The sequence below is a fragment of the Nocardia puris genome (genome assembly GCF_003315035.1).
Taxonomy (GTDB): Bacteria; Actinomycetota; Actinomycetes; order Mycobacteriales; family Mycobacteriaceae; genus Nocardia; species Nocardia puris.
The window spans coordinates 110,087-130,353 of record NZ_QNRE01000014.1 but is presented as its reverse complement, the minus strand read 5'-3'; the positions used below and the strand labels follow the sequence as shown (position 1 = coordinate 130,353).

Genomic DNA, 20,267 nt, shown 5'->3' with positions numbered 1-20,267 from the left:
GCGCTCGGCTTAGGATCGACTGTCCTAACCTGCCGCACGGAGCGTCGCTCCGTCGTGTGGTGTGGCACCCCGACCCGTAACCCAGGATTTCCTTCATGATCAGCGTTCGCGGCGTTACCAAACGCTTCGGTGAGAACGTCGCCGTAGACGATGTCAGCTTCGAGGCCGAGGCGGGCTCGATCACCTACCTGCTCGGGCCCAACGGCGCGGGCAAGACCACGGTCATGCGCATGATCGCCGGTCTCACCCGCCCCACCTCCGGCGCGATCGCGATCAACGACAAGGGGCTGCTGGAGTTCCGCGACACGATCCGCGAGATCGGGTTCAGCCTCGGCGCGTTCTCCCGCAACCCCAAGCACACCGCCGAACAGCACCTGCTCTGGCAGGCGCGCCTGGGCGGTGTGCCCGCCGCGAACGTCGGTCGGGTGCTCGAGCGCGTCGGGCTCGCGGCGGTCGCGCGCCGCTCGGTCGGCAGGTTCTCCTACGGCATGTTGCAGCGGCTGGGCATCGCCTCGGCCCTGCTCGGTGATCCGCGCACCCTGGTGCTGGACGAGCCGGCCAACGGTCTCGACGTCGAGGGCACGCTCTGGTTGCGCGAGCTGGTCGTCGGCCTGGCCGCCGAGGGCAAGTGCCTGCTGGTGGCCTCGCACAATCTCACCGAAGTAGAGATCACGGGTGACCGGATCGTCGTCATGGGCAAGGGAAAAGTGCTGTCCGATACGAGCAAGGACGAACTGGTGGCCAAGGGGACCGGTCCCCGGCGGTTGGAGTCGGCCTACGTCGACCTCACCCGCGGCAGCGTCGAATACGCCGCGGGCGGGGGTGAGCGCTGATGCTCGCCACCTATCTCGCGCGGTCCGTGCGCAGCGAGCTCACGAAGCTCTCCTGGCGGAACTCGTTCTGGTACACCGTGGTTCCGCTGGCGATCCTGATCCCGGTGCTGATCAACTTCGGCATCGCGAAGGCCACCCAGGAGCAGGCGTTCAACGGCTCCGGCGGCATGGAGACCAATAACTCCACCTACTGGATCCTCATCTTCGCCACCTTCATCCTGATGTCGGGCGGCGTCACGTCGCTGTGCGCGGAGTTCAAGGACAAGACGGTCGAGACGGCGTTCGGCATCCAGGCGCGGCGCTGGCTGCTGCCGGTGTCGAAGCTGATCGTGTTCGGCGCGATCTCCGGTGTGACCTCGCTGCTCACCACGTTCATCCTGGTCGGCGGATTCCCGCGCCTGTTCCCGGACGTGTGGGGCAAGGTCGACGCGTTCTCGTCGGTGGGCGTGCGCCTGCTGATCTGCGTGCCGATCTTCACGATGCTGATCTGCGCGCTCGGCCTGGGGCTCTCGGCGCTGCTGCCCAAACCGGGCCTGGTGGTCATGATCGTGCTGCTGTGGAAGTTCGGCGTCGAAGTGTTCGTCACCTTCGTGCCCGGCGACCTCGGCATCATGCTCCAGCGGCTGTCCCCGTTCAAGAACGGAGAACTCGGGGTGGGCCAGATGTCGACCATCAAGACCCTGTTCGGCGGGCCGACCGGCTCGCTGCTCTACTTCGCGGCGCTGTGCCTGGCGATCTTCGTGATCGGGACGGTGCGGTTGTCGACAGGGGATACGAAGACCGACTAGCGCGGATCAGGTTTCGCCGAGGAAGTCCGGGTTCGCCAGTCCGGCGCGGTAGGCGATCACGACGAGCTGGGCGCGGTCGCGGGCGTGCAGCTTGGTCATCGCGCGGCTGACGTGGGTGCGGACGGTGCCGTTGCTCACGACCCAGCGGCGGGCGATGTCCTCGTTGGAAAGCCCTGCGCGACAAGGGCGACCGCTTCGCGTTCGCGTTCGGTGAGCGATCGGGTCGCGGGCCTGCTCGCCGAGGCCGGACCGTTGGCGGGGCCGAATCGCGTGATCAGCCGCTGCACCAACTTCGGTGTGAGCAGGGCGTCGCCCTGCGCCACCGTGTGGATGGCGTCCACGAGCGCGTCCGCCGAGGCATGTTTGACGAGGAACCCGCTGGCGCCCGCGCTGAGCGCCTCGTACACGTACTCGTCGAGCAGACGGGTTCGTTCCACGGCGGTGAGCCCGTTGTCGGCCTCCCCGACGACGGTGATGCCATCCTCGAGATCGAGCACCGTGCGGAATCCGGTCCGCACGAGGTGCTGGTCGTCCACGACGAGCACGGTGATCACGACCGCGCGCCTCGCGCGTCGCGGGGGTACGCCCACTCGGCGACCACCTCGAATCCGGGTCGGTCGGCGCGGAATCCGGCGCGCAGTGACCCGCCGATCGTCTCCACCATCGCGCTGATCGCGGCGGTCTGGTTGTCGGTGGCCAAACCATGGGGCCGCGTCCGCCCTTCGACCGCAACTCCCGTCCGGGAACGGACCCGGGTGAGTCGGGTGTAGGGGTCGGGTGAGCGCCTCCGGTTCGCGGCACATGTCGCGGGCCGGAGGCGTTTCGCCGTGGTCCACATCCGTGACCGAACCTCCGGCCACCGCAACGCCCGAATCAGCGGGGGCTCACCGACTGGAGCCTCACCGGCATGCCGAGGATCCGGGGCTCCTCAGTACCGCTCGCCGTCCCGTAGCTCCCGCAGCGCGGCGTTCACTCGGCCGGCGTCGATCGGCTCGTTGGCGATCCGGCGGCGAACCTCCGTGAGCAGGTCCGGCCGACCTCCGAACGCCGGCCGCCGGTGCCCTACGGCGGCCGATCGGACCCGTCGGTCGTGCGTCGGGTCCACCGGCACGATCCGTGCGACGACCTCGCCGCGCTCGATGATGTCGACAGTCTCACCGGACTCGACCAACGCCTTCGCCCGCGCGGCGTGGTGTGCGAGCTCCCCGATCGGAATGGCCGTCATGGATCAAGCGTGTCATACAGTGCGGCCCATCCCGGCTCAATTATCGAACGGCGTCGCGGTCGATCACCCGCCCTTTCGCCGACCGCTCGAGCTCGGGCCCAGCACTCGCCGATCGTGTACCAATTTTCCAAGCCGACCCGCATCGCGCGCGGCAATACTCACGACCATGGCTATCGACAGGATCGCTCCGAAACTGGTCGTCAGCGACGCCGCCGCGGCGATCGAGTACTACACCACCGTCTTCGACGCCACCGTCCTCGAACGCCACAACGATTCCGGCCGTGTGGTCTTCGCCGAACTCGCCCTACCCGACGGCCCGACGTTCCAACTCAAGGACTCCGACGAATACGACCGCGACCCCCACCAACTCGGCAGCCCTGGCCTCCTCCTCACTCTCACCACCGACACCCCCGATACCCTCGCCGCCCGCATGACCACCGCCGGTGGCCACACCGTCTTCCCCGTCGCCGACCAGCCCTACGGCGCCCGCCAAGGCCGCATCCGCGACCCCTTCGGCCACGAATGGATCGTGGGCACAGCGATTCCCGCGGAGTCCGACTGACCCGGTTCGATCGTTGCTCACGCTCGTCCGGGTACCTACTGAATCAGTATCGATGTTCTGATTCAGGAGGTGTGGGCATGACTGGCGAGCTGTCGATCGGCGACCGCATCGATCGCGCCCGCGCCGCCGCCGGACTGAGTCAGCGCGAGATGGCCGCCAGGACCGGTATCACCCAGCCGACGCTGTCGCGGACCATCGCCGGCGATCGCGTGGCGAAGATGAACGAACTCGTCGCCATCGCGCACGCCACGGGTGTGCTCCTGCGCGAACTCACCGGAACCTCCGCCGTGGCCGGGGAGGTGCAGTGCGCGGCGCGCGCCGCGAACGGGTCCGCGATGGATTCCATGTACGAGCAGATGCTGCGTTTCCTGGAACTCGACGCCTATCTCGATGAACAAGGCATCCCGGTGGCCGAATGACCGCCGAATCGGAGGGCCGCGACGCAGCGGAGCGGTTCCGCGCGCGGCACCATCTCGGTGCGCAGCCGCTCGGTGACCTGGTCACGCTGATCTAGCAGACGGTGGGCGCCGATGTCGTGATCCTCGACACCGAACCGGACCAGCACGGTATGACCATGCGTCGTGGACCTCGGGGGCGAGTATTCATCGCGGTGGCGCGGACCCGGCACCCGATGCGGCAACGCAGCACCCTCGCCCACGAACTCGCCCACGTCGTGTTCGCGGATTGGTCGGCCGCGCCCATCGTCGATTCCGCGAGCCCGACGGAGATCAGGGCCAACGTCTTCGCTCGGCATCTGTTGATCCCGCCGGCTGGTCTCGCGGACCTCATCGATGGCCGAGCCGTCGACCTGGCGGTGCTGTCGAAGGTCGTCCAGTGGTTCCAGGTCTCACCCAAGATCGCAGCGATCGCCTTGGAGCAGTCGGGTCATATCGACCCGACCACCAAGACACGGTTCATGAGCGAAACCGCACCGCGGCTGGCCACGAGATTCGGCTGGTCGGACCAATACCAGGCCATGCAACGGGAATCCGACCAGCGGCGCGCCCCGCAGCGCTTGCTGGCGCGGGCCATCGCCGGGTGGATGCGAAACACGGTCTCGATCCAGACGATCGCCACGCTCCGGGGCCTCGATGTCGCCTCCGTCGAACGGGAATTGACCGCAGCGGGCCTCACTCCGCGGACACTCGTCCCGGAGTGGAGCGACCCCGACGACCTACCCGACGCCGACCTCGACCTCCACGAACTCGAAGACGCCGATCTGGGTGACGGCGGCGAAGTATGAACGCCAGACCCGTCATAGATGCCGGGCCCGCGTTGAACTTCTTGGCCACCAATAGGCAACGCCAGCTGATCAAGGTGCTGGGCAAGCTCAGCACCCCGGAGACGGTGGAGGCCGAGGTGCTTCGGAAAGCCCGAGTCGATCCTCGCTTCAAGGGCGTGGAGTTGATCTGGTCGAAGCTGACGCCGAACTGGATCGAGATCTCGGCGAACGCGCACGCCGTCGCAGCCGCCGAGCGCACAGGCGCGGCGGTCACCGTCGTCATCGATGTTCACGCCGGTGCCGTCATGGCCACGGCGGAAGCGCAACGACTCGAACGTCTCCGGGCGCAGGGGCGCTCGGTGGGCGGTCTGCGGGTCGTCAATACGGTCGGCATCCTGCGGCGAGCGGCCTCCGAGGGCTTCATCGAGAGCCGCGGCGAGATGCGGACCATCGACGAGCGGTTGCGCGAATGCGACGACGGCCTGCTCCCACTCGACCGGACGTCGCTACTCGCCCCTGGCCTGTGGAGCCGGCCCACCGGCACGAGAATCTGAAGGGTGCCAAAGATTTTCGTGCCGCACCCGGGGGCATCGACGCTACGCTCGGAACATGTCTGGGGGCCGGGTCGCAACTGTCACGCCGATCGGTCCGCGTCCGGGATTCGTCTCGAAGGAGCGGGTGGTTGCCGCCTTTGCCGGGGCTCCCGTGCTGGATGACCGGAAGTTCCGAGTGGATACTCGCGGCTTGTTCGAGGATGGGGAGTGCGACCCGTTCGGGCGGGCACGTGCGGCGGGGCGCGACGGGGAACCCGATGACAGGTAGGTCATCGCTCGGGAATCTCCGGGCGGACGCCGGGCCTGTCGACCTTCATTCTCCGAGCCCGCCACATCAGAGGTGGCTTCCGTCGTATCGGGGTCAGTCGTGGGAGCCGTTCTCGGGCAACGACTTCCGTGCCGCATGGTGTTTGTGCGAGACCGTGTACTCGTCGCGGCGGGCGAGCATGGCGGCGAGCATGAAGAGGAGCATGAGGATGTGGCCGCCCATCATCAGGCCCATCTCATCGAGGTGTCCGGTCCACAGGGGCGGGAACAGGACGACGAAGCCGGCGGACATGGCCAGGCACATCTCCACGATCGGGCGGGCCCGGTGCCCGCGGAACCACATCCAGGCCGCCATGGTGACCGACATGCTGGCGGCCATCAGCAGGCTGTCGATCTCCGGCCGGTCCGGGAGGCCGCCGGTCGCGAGTTCGAGGGCCGGTAGGACGAGCAGCATCCCGACCGTCATGGCCAGCACCATTTCCAGGTAGTGCCACGCGAACCGTGCGAACGGGCCGGTCATGCGTTGCCGTCGGGGGTTCGCGTGAGCCATCGTCCCGCCCGGCGTCCGTTCGGTCTCGTCGCCGACCATCACATGTGCCCTCCGCTCGGTCATACCGCACCTCCCACTTAAGTCGAACAGCAGTGTTCGAGTTCAATGATGCTACGGTAACTCGTACACCGGTGTTCGACAAGAGTGAAGGCGAGGGCGAATGTCCGCACGGGCGGGTCAGATCAGCAGACCGCAGGCGCCGAATCAGCGCGCCGACGCGCGCCGCAACCGCGAGGCGATCCTCGACGCCGCCATCACCTGCCTCGGCCGCGATCCGGACACCAGCGTCGCGGCGATCGCCCGGGAGGCGCGGGTCGGCCGGGTCACCCTGTACGGGCATTTCCCGACCAGGGCCGACCTGGTGGACGCCGCGCTGGTCGCCGCCCTCGAACAGGGCGACGCCGCCCTCACCGGCGTGGACCTGTCCGGTGACCCGCAGCGGGCGCTGGAACGGCTGATCGAGTCGAGCTGGCAGCTCGTCGAACGCTCACGCGCCCTGCTCGTCGCCGCGCAGAAGACGTTGCCGCCCGGCCGAATTCGCGCCCTGCACGCCAAACCGGCCGAACGCGTCCTCGGCCTGCTCATCCGCGGCCAAGCCGAGGGCGTGTTCCGCACCGACCTCCCCGCCACCTGGCTGGTCGGCACCCTGCACAGCGTCATGCACGGCGCGGCCGAGGAAGTCAACGCCGGCCGCGTCGCGAGTGCCGACGCCGCGCACTACATCACCGCCACGGTCCTGCCGGCCTTCAGCGCCGCCGCGCGCGGCTGAGCGCGTTCACCGCCGTATGACGGCGACAGCGACTCCTGGGACCGCCGGACGGTCTCCGGATCGATCTCCTGGATCTGGAGGACGACACCGTCCGGGTCGGTGATGCGGATGCTGCGGGGTCACCGAGGCGCTGTCCACCCACACCGAGGTCGCGTTCGCCGCGACCACCACGGGCGCGACCAACGTGCTCGCCCTCAACGAGCCGGCCCGCCCCTACTACCCCGCGCGTGACGCGGTCCACGCATACGAAAAACGGCCCGGAACAAGTGTTCCGGGCCGCTTTCCCTAGTAGCGGGGACAGGATTTGAACCTGCGACCTCTGGGTTATGAGCCCAGCGAGCTACCGAGCTGCTCCACCCCGCGTCGGTAAGTACAACCCTACACAGGGGGCGGAGGAAGTTCCTAATCGCCTGGTCAGGGGCGGTTTCAGGTGAACTTGATGCCCTGGGCCAGGGGGAGGTCGGGGGAGTAGTTGACGGTGTTGGTGGCGCGGCGCATGTATGCCTTCCAGGAGTCGGAGCCGGATTCGCGGCCGCCGCCGGTGTGCTTCTCGCCGCCGAACGCGCCGCCGATCTCGGCGCCGGAGGTGCCGATATTGACGTTGGCGATCCCGCAGTCGGATCCGTCGGCGGCGAGGAAGCGCTCGGCTTCGCGCTGGTCGGCGGTGAAGATCGCGGACGAGAGTCCCTGGGGGACGCCGTTGTGCAGGGCGATGGCGTGGTCGAAATCGCGGTAGGTGAGCACGTAGAGGATGGGGGCGAAGGTCTCGTCGCGCACGACGCCGGTCTGGGTGGGCATGCGCACGATGGCCGGGCGCACGTAGAAAGCGTTGTCGCCGTGGACATCCACGCGCTCGCCGCCGCAGACGAGTTCACCACCGTCGGAGAGCGCACGGTCCAGCGCGGAACGCATGGCGGTGTAGGCGGATTCGTTGATCAGCGGTCCCACCAGCATGCCTTCGTGCAGCGGATTGCCCACGGGCAGTTGGCCGTACGCGTTCTCCAGTTGGCGCAGCAGCGGGCCGACGATGTCGGCGTGCGCGATCAACCGGCGCAGCGTGGTGCACCGCTGCCCGGCGGTGCCGGCGGCCGCGAACACGATTGCGCGCGAGGCCAATTCCAGATCGGCGGTGGGCGTCACGATGGCCCCGTTGTTCCCGCCGAGCTCGAGCAGACATCGCCCGAACCGCGCCGCCACCTTCGGCGCGACGGTCCGGCCCATCCGCACCGATCCGGTGGCGCTGAGCAGCGCGACGCGTTCGTCGTCGACGAGCCGGGCGCCCACCTCGGCGCCGCCCTGAATCAGTTGGTGCACTTCGGGATCCGCGCCCACATCGACGGCCGCCCGCCGCAGCAGGGAGTGACACGCCAACGCCGTCAGCGGCGTCGTCTCCGACGGCTTCCACACCACCGTGTCGCCACACACCAGCGCGATGGCGGTGTTCCACGCCCACACGGCCACGGGGAAGTTGAACGCGGAGATCACGCCGACTACGCCGAGCGGATGCCACGTCTCCATGAGCCGGTGACCGGGCCGCTCGGAGGGCATCGTGCGCCCGTACAACTGCCGCGAGAGGCCGATGGCGAACTCGCAGACGTCGATCATCTCCTGCACCTCGCCGACGGCCTCGGGCCCGATCTTGCCCGCCTCCAGCGTGACCAGCTCGCCCAGTTCGGTCTTGTGCGCGGTGAGCAGTTCGGCGAGCCTGCGCACCACGGCGGCCCGCACGGGCGCGGGCACGGTGCGCCAGCCACGGAACGCCTCGGCAGCGCGGCCGATCGCGGCGTCCGCGTCGGCGGGCATGGTGGCGGGGAGGGTGGTGAGCAAGCCGCCGGTGATCGGGGTGCGAGCTGGGAGTTCGCCGGGTGGCGGCAGTTCGGCACCGAGCGCGCGCAGGATGTTGGTGGCGCGTCCGGACAGGTCGCGGGTCAGACGGTCGTTCAGGGTGTTCGTCATCGATTGCTCCACATCGGCTTTGGGTCGGCACTCGGTGCTAGCGGGTTGCCGGAAGTGAACGAGTCGAAGTTTCCTCCACGAGTCGCTGTTGCTGGGTTAGCCTTCGCTGATGGCGGATACACCGGCAAAACCCGTACTCGACGACATTGATCGCCTGTTGATTCGTGAACTGATGGCCGATGGTCGCGCCACCTTATCGAACCTGGCCGAGAAGGCGAGCCTCTCGGTGTCGGCGGTTCAGTCGCGTGTACGCAGGTTGGAGGCGCGCGGTGTGATCCGCGGCTACACGGCGAACGTGGATCCCGAGGCGCTCGGACAACTGCTGTCGGCATTCGTCGCGATCACTCCTCTCGATCCGTCGCAGCCGGATGATGCCCCCGCTGTCCTGCAACATATCCCGGGAATCGAGGCATGCCACTCCGTGGCGGGCGACGAGAGCTACGTGTTGCTGGTCCGGGTGGCCTCGCCGCGCCACCTGGAACAACTGCTCCAGGAGATCCGGGCGACCGCCAACGTCCGCACGCGCAGCACCATCATCCTGCAGACATTCTATGACAGATAGCGATTGAGCGTACTTCCTCCAGTTATCCGTGGAGATTTCGTAAAAATTTCCGTACCCTACGGGTGTGACCTTAGAACTGGAACGCACCCGATCGGGTGGTGACAAGGCACCGGTCACCCCCGCGACCCGGGTACACGAGATCCTGTCGGCGCACATCCTGGCCGACGGGTTCGATCTGGTGCTGGATCTGGAGAACTCCCGCGGCTGCCGTCTCGTCGACGAACGCGACGGCAGCACCTACCTCGACATGTTCGGGTTCTTCGCCTCGAACGCGCTGGGCATGAACCATCCCGCCCTGGCCGACGACGCCGCGTTCCGCGCGGAACTGGCCACGGCGGCGGTGAACAAGCCCTCCAACTCCGACATCTACACCGTCGAGATGGCGCGCTTCGTCGAGACCTTCGCGCGGGTACTGGGCGATCCGCGCCTGCCGCACCTGTTCTTCATCGACGGCGGCGGGCTGGCCGTGGAGAACGCGCTCAAGGTCGCGTTCGACTGGAAGAGCAGGCACAACGAGGCGCACGGCCGCCCGGCCGAACTCGGCACCAGGGTGCTGCACCTCACCGGCGCGTTCCACGGGCGCACCGGCTACACCATGTCGCTCACCAACACCGACCCGGTGAAGACGGCCAGGTTCCCCAAGTTCGACTGGCCGCGCATCGACGCCCCGTACCTGGCCGACGGTCGCGACATCGAGGCCGCCGAGGCGCACGCGCTGGACCGGGCGCGGCGCGCGTTCGCCGAGAATCCGCACGATATCGCCTGTTTCATCGCCGAACCCATTCAAGGCGAGGGCGGCGACCGGCACCTGCGCCCGGAGTTTCTGCGCGCGATGGCCGAACTGTGCCGCGTGAACGACGCGCTGTTCGTGCTGGACGAGGTGCAGACCGGCGTCGGCATGACCGGAACCACCTGGGCCTACCGGCAACTCGGCCTCGAACCCGATGTGGTGGCGTTCGGCAAGCGCACCCAGGTGTGCGGGATCATGGCCGGCGGGCGCGTCGACGAGGTCGCCGACAACGTGTTCGCCGTGAGTTCCCGGCTCAATTCCACCTGGGGCGGCAACCTCACCGATATGGTGCGCGCCCGGCGAATCCTCGAGGTCATCGAGCGCGATCGCCTCATCGAGGGCTCCCGGCCGCTCGGTGAACACCTGCTGCGCAGGCTGACCGGGCTGGCCGCCGACCATCCGCGCGTCACCGAACCCCGCGGGCGCGGGCTGATGTGCGCGATCACGCTGGCCACGCCGGAACTGCGGGACGCGGTGGTGACCGCGCTGCGCGAGCGCGAGCACGTGCTCATCCTCGGGACCGGGGAGCGCGGGATCCGTTTCCGCCCGCCGCTCACCGTGAGTGCTGCGGAACTGGACGCGGCGGTGGACGCGCTGGATCGGGTGCTGCGCTCGGTGGAATGAGGGCGGGCGCGGCTCAGTTCCGCGGGAGTCGCAGTCCCAGTCCGCCGGTGACGAAGCGGCTCACGGCGGTGCTGCCCGCTTCGAGGGCGGGTTCGTAGCCGGAGCGCGACCACCCGGTGAGGTCGGCGGTGCCGTCGGCGGCCGGGGTGACGACGATCTCGGCGACCATCTCCGCCGTGGTGGGTTCGCAGACCGCCCACGAATAGTGGGTTTCGGCGTCCCAGCCCGCGGTGCGCCGCGCGACGTACTCGGGGTCGGTGATGCCGCCGTCGGCCAGGGCCGGGCGGTCGTCGATGCGCTCGTCGGCGCGCAGCGCGCGCAAATACCAGGTGCCCGCGTTGATCTCGACGGGTTCCATCAGTGCCCTCCGTGTCGCTTGCCGAACAGCAGGGCACCGGCCAGCGGGATCGCCAGGAACCACAGCCAGCTGCCCGTGACGAAGAACAGTATGACCGCGACGATCGGGATCGCCGCCATCACCCGCTCCGGCCAATCGCCCAGCAGCGCCGGATCGCGGCGAGCGGGGGCCTTGTCCTGACTCGGCTCCGGCGGGAGGTCGGAGAACACCGGTTCCAGCTCACCGCGGGTGCGCGCGTTGGCGATGACGGCACTGCGCTCGTCGAACTCCGCGACGCTCAACCGTCCGGCGGCGAAGTTGTCCGAGAGCCGCCGCATCGCCCGCTCCCGCTCCTCGGTGCCGATCCGGATGTCGGGTGGCTGGTCCATACGCCCAGGTTAGTGGACGGGCGAGGGCGCGGGAGTCGGGCGGCTCACAGCCCGGCGGGCCCGCGCGCGGGTACGCTCCAGGCAGGACTCGCGGGTCGGGTGGCCGCGGGTCCGGTACGTCGACGGTGACCGGGAGGTGCGCGATGGAAGCGGCGCGATTCGGTCGCTATCGGCTGGAACGGTTGCTCGGTCGCGGCGGCATGGGCCAGGTGTGGCTGGCGCACGACACCGAATCCGGGCGGGCGGTCGCGCTGAAACTGCTGCCCGCCGAACTCGCCGTCGACGCGGACTACCGCAAGCGCTTCGCGCGCGAGGCCGAAGTGGCGGCGGCGCTGCGCGATCCGCACATCGTCGCGATCCACCGGCACGGCGCGATCGACGGACGGCTGTTCATCGAGATGGACTACATCGAGGGGACCGATCTGGCGGCCCGGCTCGCCGCGCACGGCACCCTCGATCCGCGCGCCGCGCTCGCGATACTCGGGCAGGTGGCGGGAGCGCTGGATGCCGCGCATCGGGCCGGGCTCGTGCACCGCGACGTCAAACCGTCCAACATCCTCGTGCGCCCCGACGGGTTCACCTACCTCATCGATTTCGGTATCGCCCGGGTGACCGGCCAAACCTCCGTGACCACCACGGGTCTGGCGATCGGCACGTGGGCATATATGGCGCCGGAACGGTTCTCCGGGGACGCCGACGCCCGCTCGGATGTGTATTCGCTGGCCTGCGTGCTCTACGAATGTCTCACCGGCAGAAGACCTTACGGCGACACCGACCCCGCCCGTCAGATGCACGGGCACCTGATGACCGAGCCGCCCCGCGCCTCCGCGCACAACCCGGACGTGCCCGCCGCGCTGGACGACGTGATCGCGCGGGGGATGTCGAAAGAGCCTGCCGAACGGCCCGCGCGCGCAGGGGAATTCGTGCGGGCGGCAGTGTATGCGGTGGTCGGGGGTCGGGCGGATTCGCCTGGAGGATCGTCCGAGCGAGCGGGCTCGGGGACACCTCGCCCCGCCGAGCCGGGCGGTGCGAATCCGGCTCCGCTGAGCGGTCTTCCGGCTGCGCATTTCGAGTCGGCATCCGGTGCTGCGATGGCGGGCTTTGCGGTGCCGAACCCTTCAGGAGCCCTCGGCCCGCAAGGTACGAAGGTTCATTCCCAGCCGGGACTTCCGCTGACGCGAGTCGGTGGGCCCGATGCGGTGGGTCCGCCCACCCCCGGCTCGGGCAATCGGCCGTCGGTCGCCTCTGCCGGTCCGCAGGGGACGAAAGTTCTTGCGCAGCCGGATCGTCCGGCGACGAGAGTGGAGACGAGGTACACCGCTCCGCCGGCGGTGTCTCGCGGGACCGGCGTGCTCCCGGTGGACCCGCGCGGGAATCCGCCTGTGGGATGGGTGGATTCGCGACCGTACCGCCCGGCGCCCGGATACGGTTGGCCTGCGCCGGTCCCGGCGGGCAAGCGGTGGTACCTGCGGCGTAAGGCGCGGGCGGGGCGGTGGCCGTCGCGCGGCCCTGCGTACTTGGTGCCCCGCAGACCGCAGCCGCCGCCGCGCCGCAAGCGTGGGGGAGTGTTGAAGAAGGCGCTCACCGCGTTGCTCGTGATCTTCTTGGCGCCGTTCGTGTTCGCGATCGGGTGCCTGGCGCTGATCGCGGCGGGGAGCGGAGAGTCCGAGCCGGGTACCGCGCCGCCCGCGGCGATTGTCGAGGACACACCGCCCGGCGCACCGGCGCAGGCGGGTGGTCCGGCACGCGACGGCAAGTTCGAATTCGCGGTCACCGGTGTGGATTCCGGCGTGTCGCGGGTCGGATGGCAGACGGCGCGTGGCACCTTCCTGGTCGTCACGCTGAGCGTGCGCAACATCTCCGACGAGGGCCGCTGGTTCGTGCCGTTCGGCCAGAAGCTGCGCGACAGCACCGGCGCCGCCCTCGAGCACGACACCACCGCCACCGCCTGGGAATCCGTGCAACGCGGCTTCGGCTACCCGATCCAGGTCGACCCCGGCAACACCGTGGACGCCGTGCTCGTCTTCGACGTCCCCGCCGGCACCACCCCCACCCACCTCGAACTCCACGACTTCGTCTTCTCCGGCGGCGTCACGATCCCCTTGGTATGAGCGCGGCATCGCCTGCGACACTCACCGTGCCCGGTCGGATGGTCGGTCCCGCAGGCCCACCGGTCGTCATACCCCGAGTCTGCGCCGGCGCCGTGCCCCCCGCCATTACCTGCGGGGTAATGGACGACTCGGAATCCCGTCGGCGACAGTCTCCTTCATGGAGAGCACCAACAAACAACGGATCATCGACGGTTTCCGCGAATTCGCCTCGGGCAACGTGGAGGTCCTACGAACACTCCTGCACGAGGACGTCCTCGAGCACAGCCTCGGAAACCCCAGTGGGCGAGACGCTTTCATCGACTACATCACCCACGCGCCCGTCGCGGGCGCCCGCCTGGAACTCGCGCGCGTGATCGCCGAGGACGACCACGTGGTCGTGCGCTACCGCATGACCCCGCCCGGCGCGGACCACGACGTCACCGTCGTCGACATCTGGCGCCTGGCGGACGGTCTGATCGTCGAGCACTGGGACGTCGTCCAACCTGTCCCCGACGCGACCTCCCTCCCCCACGGGATGTTCGGAACCGGCCGATCAGGACGACGAGTCGGCGCCCGCGACCAGCGCGCCCAACGCGTCGTGGACGGCTCGGCGGCCGTGGTGGAGCGCCGTGGTGAGCAGGGCGGTGTCGCGGGCCGTGCCGTCGACGGTGGGGGAGTCGGCGGGCGGGTGGATCTGGAGGGCGGCGTCGCCGAGGTCGGCCAGCAGGCGCTCCTCGGCCGCTTCCTGTTCGGGGCGGCGCAGCCAGGCGCGGTAGGCGCCGGGGGCGCGCAGACGCAGGTAGTTGCCGCCGACCACCGAGTGCAGGCGGGAGGCGGGCGGGCGCGGTTCGCCCGCGCGGCGGGTGCGCAGCACCAGGCAGTGGGTGGCGCCGGCGCGGACGGCGCTGTGGATGGGGATCGGTTCGGCGATGCCGCCGTCGAAGTAGAGCACGCCGTCGAGGGCAATCGGCCCGCCCGCCAGGATCGGCAGGTTGGCACTGGCCCGCAGCGCGCGCATCAGGCTGCGCTTGTCGTAGATGTGCGGGCGCAGGTCGATGGCGTTCCCGGTGCGCACGTCGGTGCCGATGGGGTGCAGGGTGGTGGGGTTGTCCAGGATCGCGGGGAAGTCCATCGGCTCGAGCCCGTCGTAGACGCGGTGCACGAGATAGCGCACGTCGAAGGCGGCCCCGCCCCGCATCAGCCGCGCCGGATCGATCACCCGCCGCATGATGTCCGGATTCGACCAGGACCGCATGCCCGGCACAGCGCGCCCGCACAGCAGCCACGCCCCGTTGATCGCCCCCGCCGACGTGCCGTACACGGCGTCGAACACCCCGGAAAGCCCCAGCTCCTCGAGGCCCTGCACCATCCCGCTGGAGTACACCCCGCGACTGCCGCCGCCTTCGATCACGAGCATCAGCCGATGCCCGTCGTCGCGCGACCCGGACGCGGCGCGAGCGCGGATGACCTCGGCGGCAGTAGGACTGGTCACCCGACCACGATACGTCGGCCGAGGAGCCGGGGCATGCCGTGATCGGTGGGCGCCGCGTCGCCCCTCCACCGTCGGCCTCTGCGGTCACCTCGACGGGGCAGACTGGGCGACTCGGATACATGCGAGCCGCCGCTCTGGGCATCCGCGCTATGGCCGCCTAGAGCGCGGGCTTGTTGCCCGAATCGGCGGTGTTATGGCAGCCCCGGGTGTCGGCGCAACGCCTGTCACACCGAGCGGAGAAGTCGGCTTGTTCGCGCCTGCCGTGCGTTCGGACCGGACGGTCGGCACGGCCCCCCACAAAAATAGGAGCGGGCGCGGACCTCGTTGTCCGTGCCCGCCCTCGTCGGTGCCGGCCGATCTACTTGATCTCGGCCAGCACCGTGCCCTGGGTGATGGCGGCGCCCGCCTCCACGGCGAGCCCGGTCACCACGCCCGACTTGTGCGCGTTGACGGGGTTCTCCATCTTCATGGCCTCGAGCACCACGATGAGGTCGCCCGCCTCGACGGACTGACCCTCCTCGACGGCGACCTTCACGACCGTGCCCTGCATGGGCGCGGTGACGGCGTCACCGGAGGCCGCGCCGCCGCCCGCGCCGCCACGCTTGCGCGGCTTGGGCTTCTTGCGGATCACACCCGCGCCCGCCGCGGCGCCACCGCCGGAGCCGACGGAGAAGTTGCCGGGCAGCGACACCTCGACGCGGCGGCCGCCGACCTCGACGACGACCTTCTGCCGGGGCAGATCCTCCTCGTCGTCCTCGGCCGGGGCGCCCGCGCCCGCGTACGGCTCGACGGTGTTCTTCCACTCGGTCTCGATCCACTTGGTGTAGACGTCGAACTTCTCACCGTCGCCGATAAAGGCGGGGTCCTCGACGATCGCCCGGTGGAACGGGATGACGGTGGCCAGGCCGTCGACCTCGTACTCGGCCAGCGCGCGGCGCGCCCGCTCCAGCGCCTGGGTGCGGTTCTCGCCGGTGACGATCAGCTTGGCCAGCATGGAGTCGAACTGCCCGCCGATCACGCTGCCCTGCACCACGCCGGAGTCCACGCGCACGCCGGGGCCGGTCGGCTCCTTGTACACCGTGACCGGGCCGGGGGCGGGCAGGAAGCCGCGGCCGGCGTCCTCGCCGTTGATGCGGAACTCGAAGGAGTGACCGCGCGGGGTGGGGTCCTCCTTGATGGACAGCTCGTGGCCCTCGGCGATGCGGAACTGCTGGCGCACCAGGTCGATGCCCGCGGTCTCCTCGGTGACGGGGTGCTCCACCTGCAGGCGGGTGTTCACCTCGAGGAACGACACGGTCTCGCCCTGCACCAGGTACTCGACGGTGCCCGCGCCGTAGTAGCCCGCCTCGCGGCAGATGCGCTTGGCCGACTCGTGGATCTTCGAGCGCACCTCGTCGGACAGGAACGGCGCCGGGGCCTCCTCGACGAGCTTCTGGAAGCGGCGCTGCAGCGAGCAGTCGCGGGTGCCCGCGACCACGACGTTGCCGTGCTTGTCGGCGATGACCTGGGCCTCGACGTGGCGGGCCTTGTCCAGGTACTGCTCGACGAAGCATTCGCCGCGCCCGAACGCCGCGACCGCCTCGCGGGTGGCCGACTCGAACAGTTCGGGGATCTCCTCGATGGTGTGGGCCACCTTCATGCCGCGCCCACCGCCGCCGAACGCGGCCTTGATGGCCACCGGCACGCCGTACTGCTCGGCGAACGCGACGACCTCGTCGGCGTTCTTCACGGGGTCCTTGGTGCCCGCGGCCATCGGCGCGTTCGCGCGCTCGGCGATGTGGCGGGCGGTGACCTTGTCGCCGAGGTCGCGGATGGACTGCGGCGAGGGGCCGATCCAGATCAGCCCGGCGTCGAGGACGGCCTGGGCGAAGTCGGCGTTCTCGGACAGGAAGCCGTAGCCGGGGTGGATCGCGTCGGCGCCCGACTTGGCGGCGGCGTCGAGGATCTTGTCGAACACGAGGTAGGACTCGGCGGAGGTCTGGCCACCGAGGGCGAACGCCTCGTCGGCGAGCTTGACGAACGGGGCGTCGGCGTCGGGCTCGGCGTAGACCGCGACACTGGCGATCCCCGCGTCCTTGGCCGCCCTGATCACGCGCACGGCGATCTCGCCTCGGTTAGCTACGAGTACCTTCGTGATCCGCGCGCTGGCATGGCTGGGCACTGAGCCTCCTGATTGCAATCTTCTGGTCGCTTCGCGGGATGGGGCTGCACGGCCCGGTCCCCGGTGAGGGGCGGCGCGCCGCACAGGCTCCGCGCCCGTTCCACAAATCTACGACGCGTCTCCACGACGCAAATCTGCGACTCGGGCGAGTGTAGGCAGTCTGCCAACAGACGCCGAACTCGGATAGCCCTACTCGACAGTAGGTCGTGGATCACACTCCCGCACATCCGGTGCCGAACGTGCTACCTGGCGCGCTGTTTGCGGCCCGCTCCGGAAGGCGCCTCACCCGGTTCATCCCCCCTGACGATCGGCATACGCACCGAGTTGCCCCATTCGGTCCACGACCCGTCGTAATTGCGCACCGAGGGGTAGCCGAGCAGGTACGTCAGCACGAACCAAGTGTGGCTGGACCGCTCGCCGACCCGGCTGTACACCACCAGATCCTCGGCGCCGTTCAGCGCGCCGTAGAGCTCGTCCAGTTCCGCGCGCGAGCGGAAACGCTTGTCGGAGGCCAACGCTCGGTCCCAGGGGATGTTCAGCGCGGTGGGGATGTGGCCGCCGCGCAGGGCCGCGTCCTCGGGGTTGTCCGGCTTCGGGCTGGTCTCGCCGGAGTACTCCTCGGCGGAGCGCACGTCCAGCAGGGGCTTGCCGAGATGGGACAGCACGTCGTCGCGGAACGCGCGGGCGATCTCGTCGTCGCGGCGCACCGTGGGGTAGTCGCTGAGCGGGAGGTCGGGGGTGTCGAAGACGGTGTCGCGCTCCTCGGAGATCCACACGTCGCGGCCGCCGTCGAGCAACCGCACGTCCTCGTGCCCGAAGAGGGTGAACAGCCACAGCGTGTGCGCCGCTTGCGCGTTGCCGCGATCGCCGTAGATCACCACCGTGTCGTCGCGGGAGATGCCTTTCGCGCGCATGAGTTCGGTGAAACGCGCGCCGTCGATATAGTCACGCGTGACCGGATCGTTCAGATCACCTCGCCAGTCGATCTTGACCGCGCCGGGCACATGTCCGATGTCGTATAACTGGCTGTCCTCGTCGGCCTCGACGATCCGCAGTCCCGGCGCGCCGATGTTTGCCGACAGCCACTCCGTGGTTACCAGTCGGTGAGGATGCGCGTACGCACCGAAGGAGGGATGAGAGTCCGGGGCTACGGGCACGATTCGGGTCCTTCACACGAGGTGGTCGGTGGTAACGGCGGTTCGGGTCTCACAGGAGATGGTAAATGTGGGGCGTTTGTGAAACTGGTGTCAGATCACGAATCGGCTGAATGGGCGAATAAATCGCACCCTCATCCGATAAAGTCTCCCGGGAGGAGGGGTGAGCTATGTCCGATTCTTGGCCGCGGCGGCGACTGCTCGCGATCCTACGTGGCGCAAGCGAACCTCTCGACGCGCAGGAGCTGGCCAGGATCACCGGACAGCACGTCACCACGGTCCGTTTCCACCTGGATGTTCTCACCAAAGAATCCCTGGTCCGCCAATTCCAGCAGCCGCCCCGCGGGCGCGGCAGGCCGCGCATCGGTTACAGCGCGGTGCAGCGATCGGTCGGCTACCAGGAACTCGCGCAGGTGCTCGCCGATCAGCTCGGCCCCGACCCGCGCCACCGCCAGGAGGCGGGCATCGCGGCGGGCCGTGCGTGGGGCGGCAAACTCGATGTGGGTGACCACCCCGCCGAGACGCTGGAGGACGCGAAAGACGTCACCGTGACGGTGCTCTCGGAGCTCGGGTTCGCGCCCGAACGCGATCCGGCCGCCGACGACGAGCGCAGTGTGCTCATCCGGATGACCGCCTGTCCGCTGCGCGAGCTGGCCCGCACGCACTCCGACGTGGTGTGCGGGGTGCACCTGGGACTCATGAGGGAAGCGCTGGAGCGCTGCGGCGCCCAGGGCGTGTCGGTGCGGCTGCTGCCGTTCGTGGAGCCGGAACTGTGCCTGGCGCGGCTGGAATCGACCGGCTGCGGCGATCAGGACGAGCGCGCCGCGGTGCCGGTGGGCGCCGACCCGTCCGCCGAGCCGCCCCGCACGCCGCCGCTAGGAGGCCGTGTGCCGCCACAGCTGCGCAATACCGACCCCAACGTCTTCGAGCAGCCTGCGCAGCAGTGGTAGCCCGATCCCGATGACGCTGGACGGGTCGCCCTCGATCCGGTCGACGAACCAGCCGCCCAGCCCGTCCAGGGTGAACGCGCCCGCCACCTGCAACGGCTCGCCGGTGGCGATGTAGGCGTCCAGCTCGTCGGCCGCGGGCTTGGCGAAATGCACGGTGGTGGAACTGCAATCGACGGCCTGCGCGACCACCGCGCCGTCGCGCAACCGCAGCACGCAGTGACCGGTGATGAGATCGGCGCTGCGACCGGCCATGTCGGTCCAGCGAGCGCGCGCCACCTCGGCGGTGTGCGGTTTGCCCTGGAGTTCGCCGTCCACCAGCAGCATCGAATCGCATCCCACCACAACGCAATCGGCGTCGTAGTCGGGAACGGCCGCCGCCACCGCGGCGGCTTTGGCCTTGGCCAGCTCCACCACGACGGTCTGCGGGCCGGAGTCCGCGGGCAGCGCGGCGGCCACGGCGTCCTCGTCCACGTCCGACACCCGGACCACCGGGTCGATGCCCGCCGAGCGGAGCACCTCCCGGCGGGCGGGCGACGCGGACGCCAGGATCAGCGTGGACGTCACCGAAGGTGCGACAGTTGCGGGAAGGCGTACGGCGAGAACGGCGAGCTGCCGCGGTGCATCAGGGTGGGCCTGCCCCACGCGTCGGCGGGGCCGGTGGGCGCGGGGGGCGCATCCTGGCCCGCCGCGCTGAAAACGCACACCAGGGCAGCGAGTTCGAGGTCGTTCGGCGCGCCCTTCTCGATGCGGAGGAACGGCTGTCCGTCCGGCTCGGCGGCCGGGGTGGCCTGCACGGCGTTCGGCGCCTCGACCTCGACCTCGTCGGCGATCTCCTCGACCGTGAGATCCAACTCGGCGGCGGTCAACACGTCTTCATCTGCCACGGTCGTCACAGTGCCAGATCCTTCCTCTAGCTCGATCGGGCGGCTGTGTGTTCACCCGATGGGTGGGATGACGCGATGGTCATCCTCGGATCCACTCATTGCCTCTCA

The 20,267-nt window shown here is 69.3% G+C and carries 22 protein-coding genes, 1 tRNA gene and 2 pseudogenes; 12 read left to right on the top strand and 13 right to left on the bottom strand.

Features of this window, described 5'->3' with window-relative positions:
- Nucleotides 1-95 precede the first annotated feature (95 nt).
- Both DFR74_RS27855 and DFR74_RS27850 read left to right on the top strand, forming a co-directional pair.
- On the top strand, nucleotides 96-833 hold the full coding sequence (locus DFR74_RS27855) for an ABC transporter ATP-binding protein (RefSeq protein WP_067510585.1): 738 nt from the start codon (nucleotides 96-98) through the stop codon (nucleotides 831-833).
- Complete coding sequence (locus DFR74_RS27850) at nucleotides 833-1,621, top strand: ABC transporter permease (protein ID WP_067510583.1); 789 nt, start codon at nucleotides 833-835, stop codon at nucleotides 1,619-1,621. Before DFR74_RS27855 ends, DFR74_RS27850 begins: the two co-directional genes overlap by 1 nt.
- Nucleotides 1,622-1,627: 6 nt before the next feature.
- Here DFR74_RS27850 and DFR74_RS27845 read toward each other — a convergent pair.
- From DFR74_RS27845 to DFR74_RS36265, 3 genes and pseudogenes are all read right to left on the bottom strand, one after another.
- Nucleotides 1,628-2,175, bottom strand: a pseudogene (locus DFR74_RS27845) (response regulator transcription factor).
- On the bottom strand, nucleotides 2,172-2,321 hold the full coding sequence (locus tag DFR74_RS37370; RefSeq protein WP_170160805.1) for a hypothetical protein: 150 nt from the start codon (nucleotides 2,319-2,321) through the stop codon (nucleotides 2,172-2,174). Before DFR74_RS37370 ends, DFR74_RS27845 begins: the two are co-directional and overlap by 4 nt.
- Before the next feature lie 228 nt (nucleotides 2,322-2,549).
- Nucleotides 2,550-2,846: a type II toxin-antitoxin system Phd/YefM family antitoxin gene (locus tag DFR74_RS36265; protein WP_067510581.1), complete on the bottom strand. Its 297-nt coding sequence runs from the start codon at nucleotides 2,844-2,846 to the stop codon at nucleotides 2,550-2,552.
- A 166-nt stretch (nucleotides 2,847-3,012) separates the two neighbouring features.
- Between DFR74_RS36265 and DFR74_RS36260 the strand changes: the two genes are divergently transcribed.
- The 4 genes from DFR74_RS36260 to DFR74_RS27825 all read left to right on the top strand — a co-directional run bounded on the left by DFR74_RS36260 (nucleotide 3,013) and on the right by DFR74_RS27825 (nucleotide 5,184).
- Nucleotides 3,013-3,408, top strand: coding sequence for a VOC family protein (locus tag DFR74_RS36260; protein WP_067510579.1), 396 nt, complete (start codon nucleotides 3,013-3,015; stop codon nucleotides 3,406-3,408).
- Nucleotides 3,409-3,485: 77 nt separating this feature from the next.
- On the top strand, nucleotides 3,486-3,827 hold the full coding sequence (locus tag DFR74_RS27835) for a helix-turn-helix domain-containing protein (protein WP_067510577.1): 342 nt from the start codon (nucleotides 3,486-3,488) through the stop codon (nucleotides 3,825-3,827).
- A gap of 101 nt (nucleotides 3,828-3,928) precedes the next feature.
- Nucleotides 3,929-4,651 carry an ImmA/IrrE family metallo-endopeptidase gene (locus DFR74_RS27830; RefSeq protein ID WP_198161765.1) on the top strand — a complete coding sequence of 241 codons (723 nt, stop codon included), beginning with the start codon at nucleotides 3,929-3,931 and terminating at the stop codon, nucleotides 4,649-4,651.
- The gene (locus tag DFR74_RS27825) at nucleotides 4,648-5,184 is read left to right on the top strand and encodes a PIN domain-containing protein (protein ID WP_067510575.1); all 537 of its coding nucleotides are present in this window, start codon (nucleotides 4,648-4,650) and stop codon (nucleotides 5,182-5,184) included. Before DFR74_RS27830 ends, DFR74_RS27825 begins: the two co-directional genes overlap by 4 nt.
- Before the next feature lie 361 nt (nucleotides 5,185-5,545).
- Here DFR74_RS27825 and DFR74_RS27820 read toward each other — a convergent pair whose 3' ends face one another.
- Nucleotides 5,546-6,064, bottom strand: a complete 519-nt coding sequence (locus DFR74_RS27820; protein WP_198161764.1) for a hypothetical protein — start codon at nucleotides 6,062-6,064, stop codon at nucleotides 5,546-5,548.
- A gap of 97 nt (nucleotides 6,065-6,161) precedes the next feature.
- On the opposite strand from DFR74_RS27820, the gene DFR74_RS27815 reads away from it, so the two are divergent.
- Nucleotides 6,162-6,770 carry a TetR/AcrR family transcriptional regulator gene (locus tag DFR74_RS27815; RefSeq protein WP_067510573.1) on the top strand — a complete coding sequence of 203 codons (609 nt, stop codon included), beginning with the start codon at nucleotides 6,162-6,164 and terminating at the stop codon, nucleotides 6,768-6,770.
- A 289-nt stretch (nucleotides 6,771-7,059) separates the two neighbouring features.
- Here the strand turns inward: DFR74_RS27815 and DFR74_RS27805 are convergent.
- Both DFR74_RS27805 and amaB read right to left on the bottom strand, forming a co-directional pair.
- Nucleotides 7,060-7,133: transfer RNA gene (locus DFR74_RS27805), tRNA-Met, on the bottom strand.
- A gap of 63 nt (nucleotides 7,134-7,196) precedes the next feature.
- A complete protein-coding gene (gene amaB / locus DFR74_RS27800; RefSeq protein ID WP_067510648.1) occupies nucleotides 7,197-8,726 on the bottom strand; it encodes an L-piperidine-6-carboxylate dehydrogenase in 1,530 nt (509 codons plus the stop codon).
- 109 nt (nucleotides 8,727-8,835) lie between these two features.
- Here amaB and DFR74_RS27795 point away from each other — a divergent pair, with 109 nt between their 5' ends.
- Nucleotides 8,836-9,288, top strand: a complete 453-nt coding sequence (locus DFR74_RS27795; RefSeq protein WP_067510571.1) for an Lrp/AsnC family transcriptional regulator — start codon at nucleotides 8,836-8,838, stop codon at nucleotides 9,286-9,288.
- A 64-nt stretch (nucleotides 9,289-9,352) separates the two neighbouring features.
- The gene (lat, locus tag DFR74_RS27790; protein ID WP_084537791.1) at nucleotides 9,353-10,702 is read left to right on the top strand and encodes an L-lysine 6-transaminase; all 1,350 of its coding nucleotides are present in this window, start codon (nucleotides 9,353-9,355) and stop codon (nucleotides 10,700-10,702) included.
- A 13-nt stretch (nucleotides 10,703-10,715) separates the two neighbouring features.
- On the opposite strand, the gene DFR74_RS27785 is transcribed toward lat, so the two are convergent.
- A complete protein-coding gene (locus DFR74_RS27785; RefSeq protein ID WP_067510569.1) occupies nucleotides 10,716-11,060 on the bottom strand; it encodes a hypothetical protein in 345 nt (114 codons plus the stop codon).
- Nucleotides 11,060-11,428, bottom strand: coding sequence for a DUF1707 SHOCT-like domain-containing protein (locus DFR74_RS27780; protein WP_067510567.1), 369 nt, complete (start codon nucleotides 11,426-11,428; stop codon nucleotides 11,060-11,062). The genes DFR74_RS27785 and DFR74_RS27780 overlap by 1 nt, the downstream gene beginning before the upstream one ends.
- 143 nt (nucleotides 11,429-11,571) lie before the next feature.
- Between DFR74_RS27780 and DFR74_RS27775 the strand changes: the two genes are divergently transcribed.
- Complete coding sequence (locus DFR74_RS27775) at nucleotides 11,572-13,539, top strand: serine/threonine-protein kinase (protein ID WP_067510565.1); 1,968 nt, start codon at nucleotides 11,572-11,574, stop codon at nucleotides 13,537-13,539.
- Between the two features lie 157 nt (nucleotides 13,540-13,696).
- Nucleotides 13,697-13,960, top strand: a pseudogene (locus DFR74_RS38080) (nuclear transport factor 2 family protein); the annotation flags it as partial.
- Nucleotides 13,961-14,071: 111 nt separating this feature from the next.
- Here DFR74_RS38080 and DFR74_RS27765 read toward each other — a convergent pair.
- The 3 genes from DFR74_RS27765 to DFR74_RS27755 form a co-directional block, all read right to left on the bottom strand.
- The gene (locus DFR74_RS27765) at nucleotides 14,072-15,010 is read right to left on the bottom strand and encodes a patatin-like phospholipase family protein (RefSeq protein WP_067510561.1); all 939 of its coding nucleotides are present in this window, start codon (nucleotides 15,008-15,010) and stop codon (nucleotides 14,072-14,074) included.
- A 358-nt stretch (nucleotides 15,011-15,368) separates the two neighbouring features.
- Nucleotides 15,369-17,171 (bottom strand): acetyl/propionyl/methylcrotonyl-CoA carboxylase subunit alpha, encoded by a 1,803-nt coding sequence (locus tag DFR74_RS27760; protein ID WP_067510558.1) that lies wholly within the window; start codon nucleotides 17,169-17,171, stop codon nucleotides 15,369-15,371.
- A 242-nt stretch (nucleotides 17,172-17,413) separates the two neighbouring features.
- Entirely contained in the window at nucleotides 17,414-18,328 is a 915-nt protein-coding gene (locus tag DFR74_RS27755) for a sulfurtransferase (RefSeq protein ID WP_067510556.1), read from the bottom strand.
- A gap of 167 nt (nucleotides 18,329-18,495) precedes the next feature.
- Between DFR74_RS27755 and DFR74_RS27750 the strand changes: the two genes are divergently transcribed.
- Entirely contained in the window at nucleotides 18,496-19,275 is a 780-nt protein-coding gene (locus tag DFR74_RS27750; protein WP_067510554.1) for a helix-turn-helix transcriptional regulator, read from the top strand.
- Here the strand turns inward: DFR74_RS27750 and DFR74_RS27745 are convergent.
- Entirely contained in the window at nucleotides 19,201-19,839 is a 639-nt protein-coding gene (locus tag DFR74_RS27745) for a Maf family protein (protein ID WP_067510552.1), read from the bottom strand. The genes DFR74_RS27750 and DFR74_RS27745 overlap by 75 nt on opposite strands.
- Nucleotides 19,836-20,168, bottom strand: coding sequence for an acyl-CoA carboxylase subunit epsilon (locus tag DFR74_RS27740; protein ID WP_067510549.1), 333 nt, complete (start codon nucleotides 20,166-20,168; stop codon nucleotides 19,836-19,838). Before DFR74_RS27740 ends, DFR74_RS27745 begins: the two co-directional genes overlap by 4 nt.
- Between the last annotated feature and the right edge of the window lie 99 nt (nucleotides 20,169-20,267).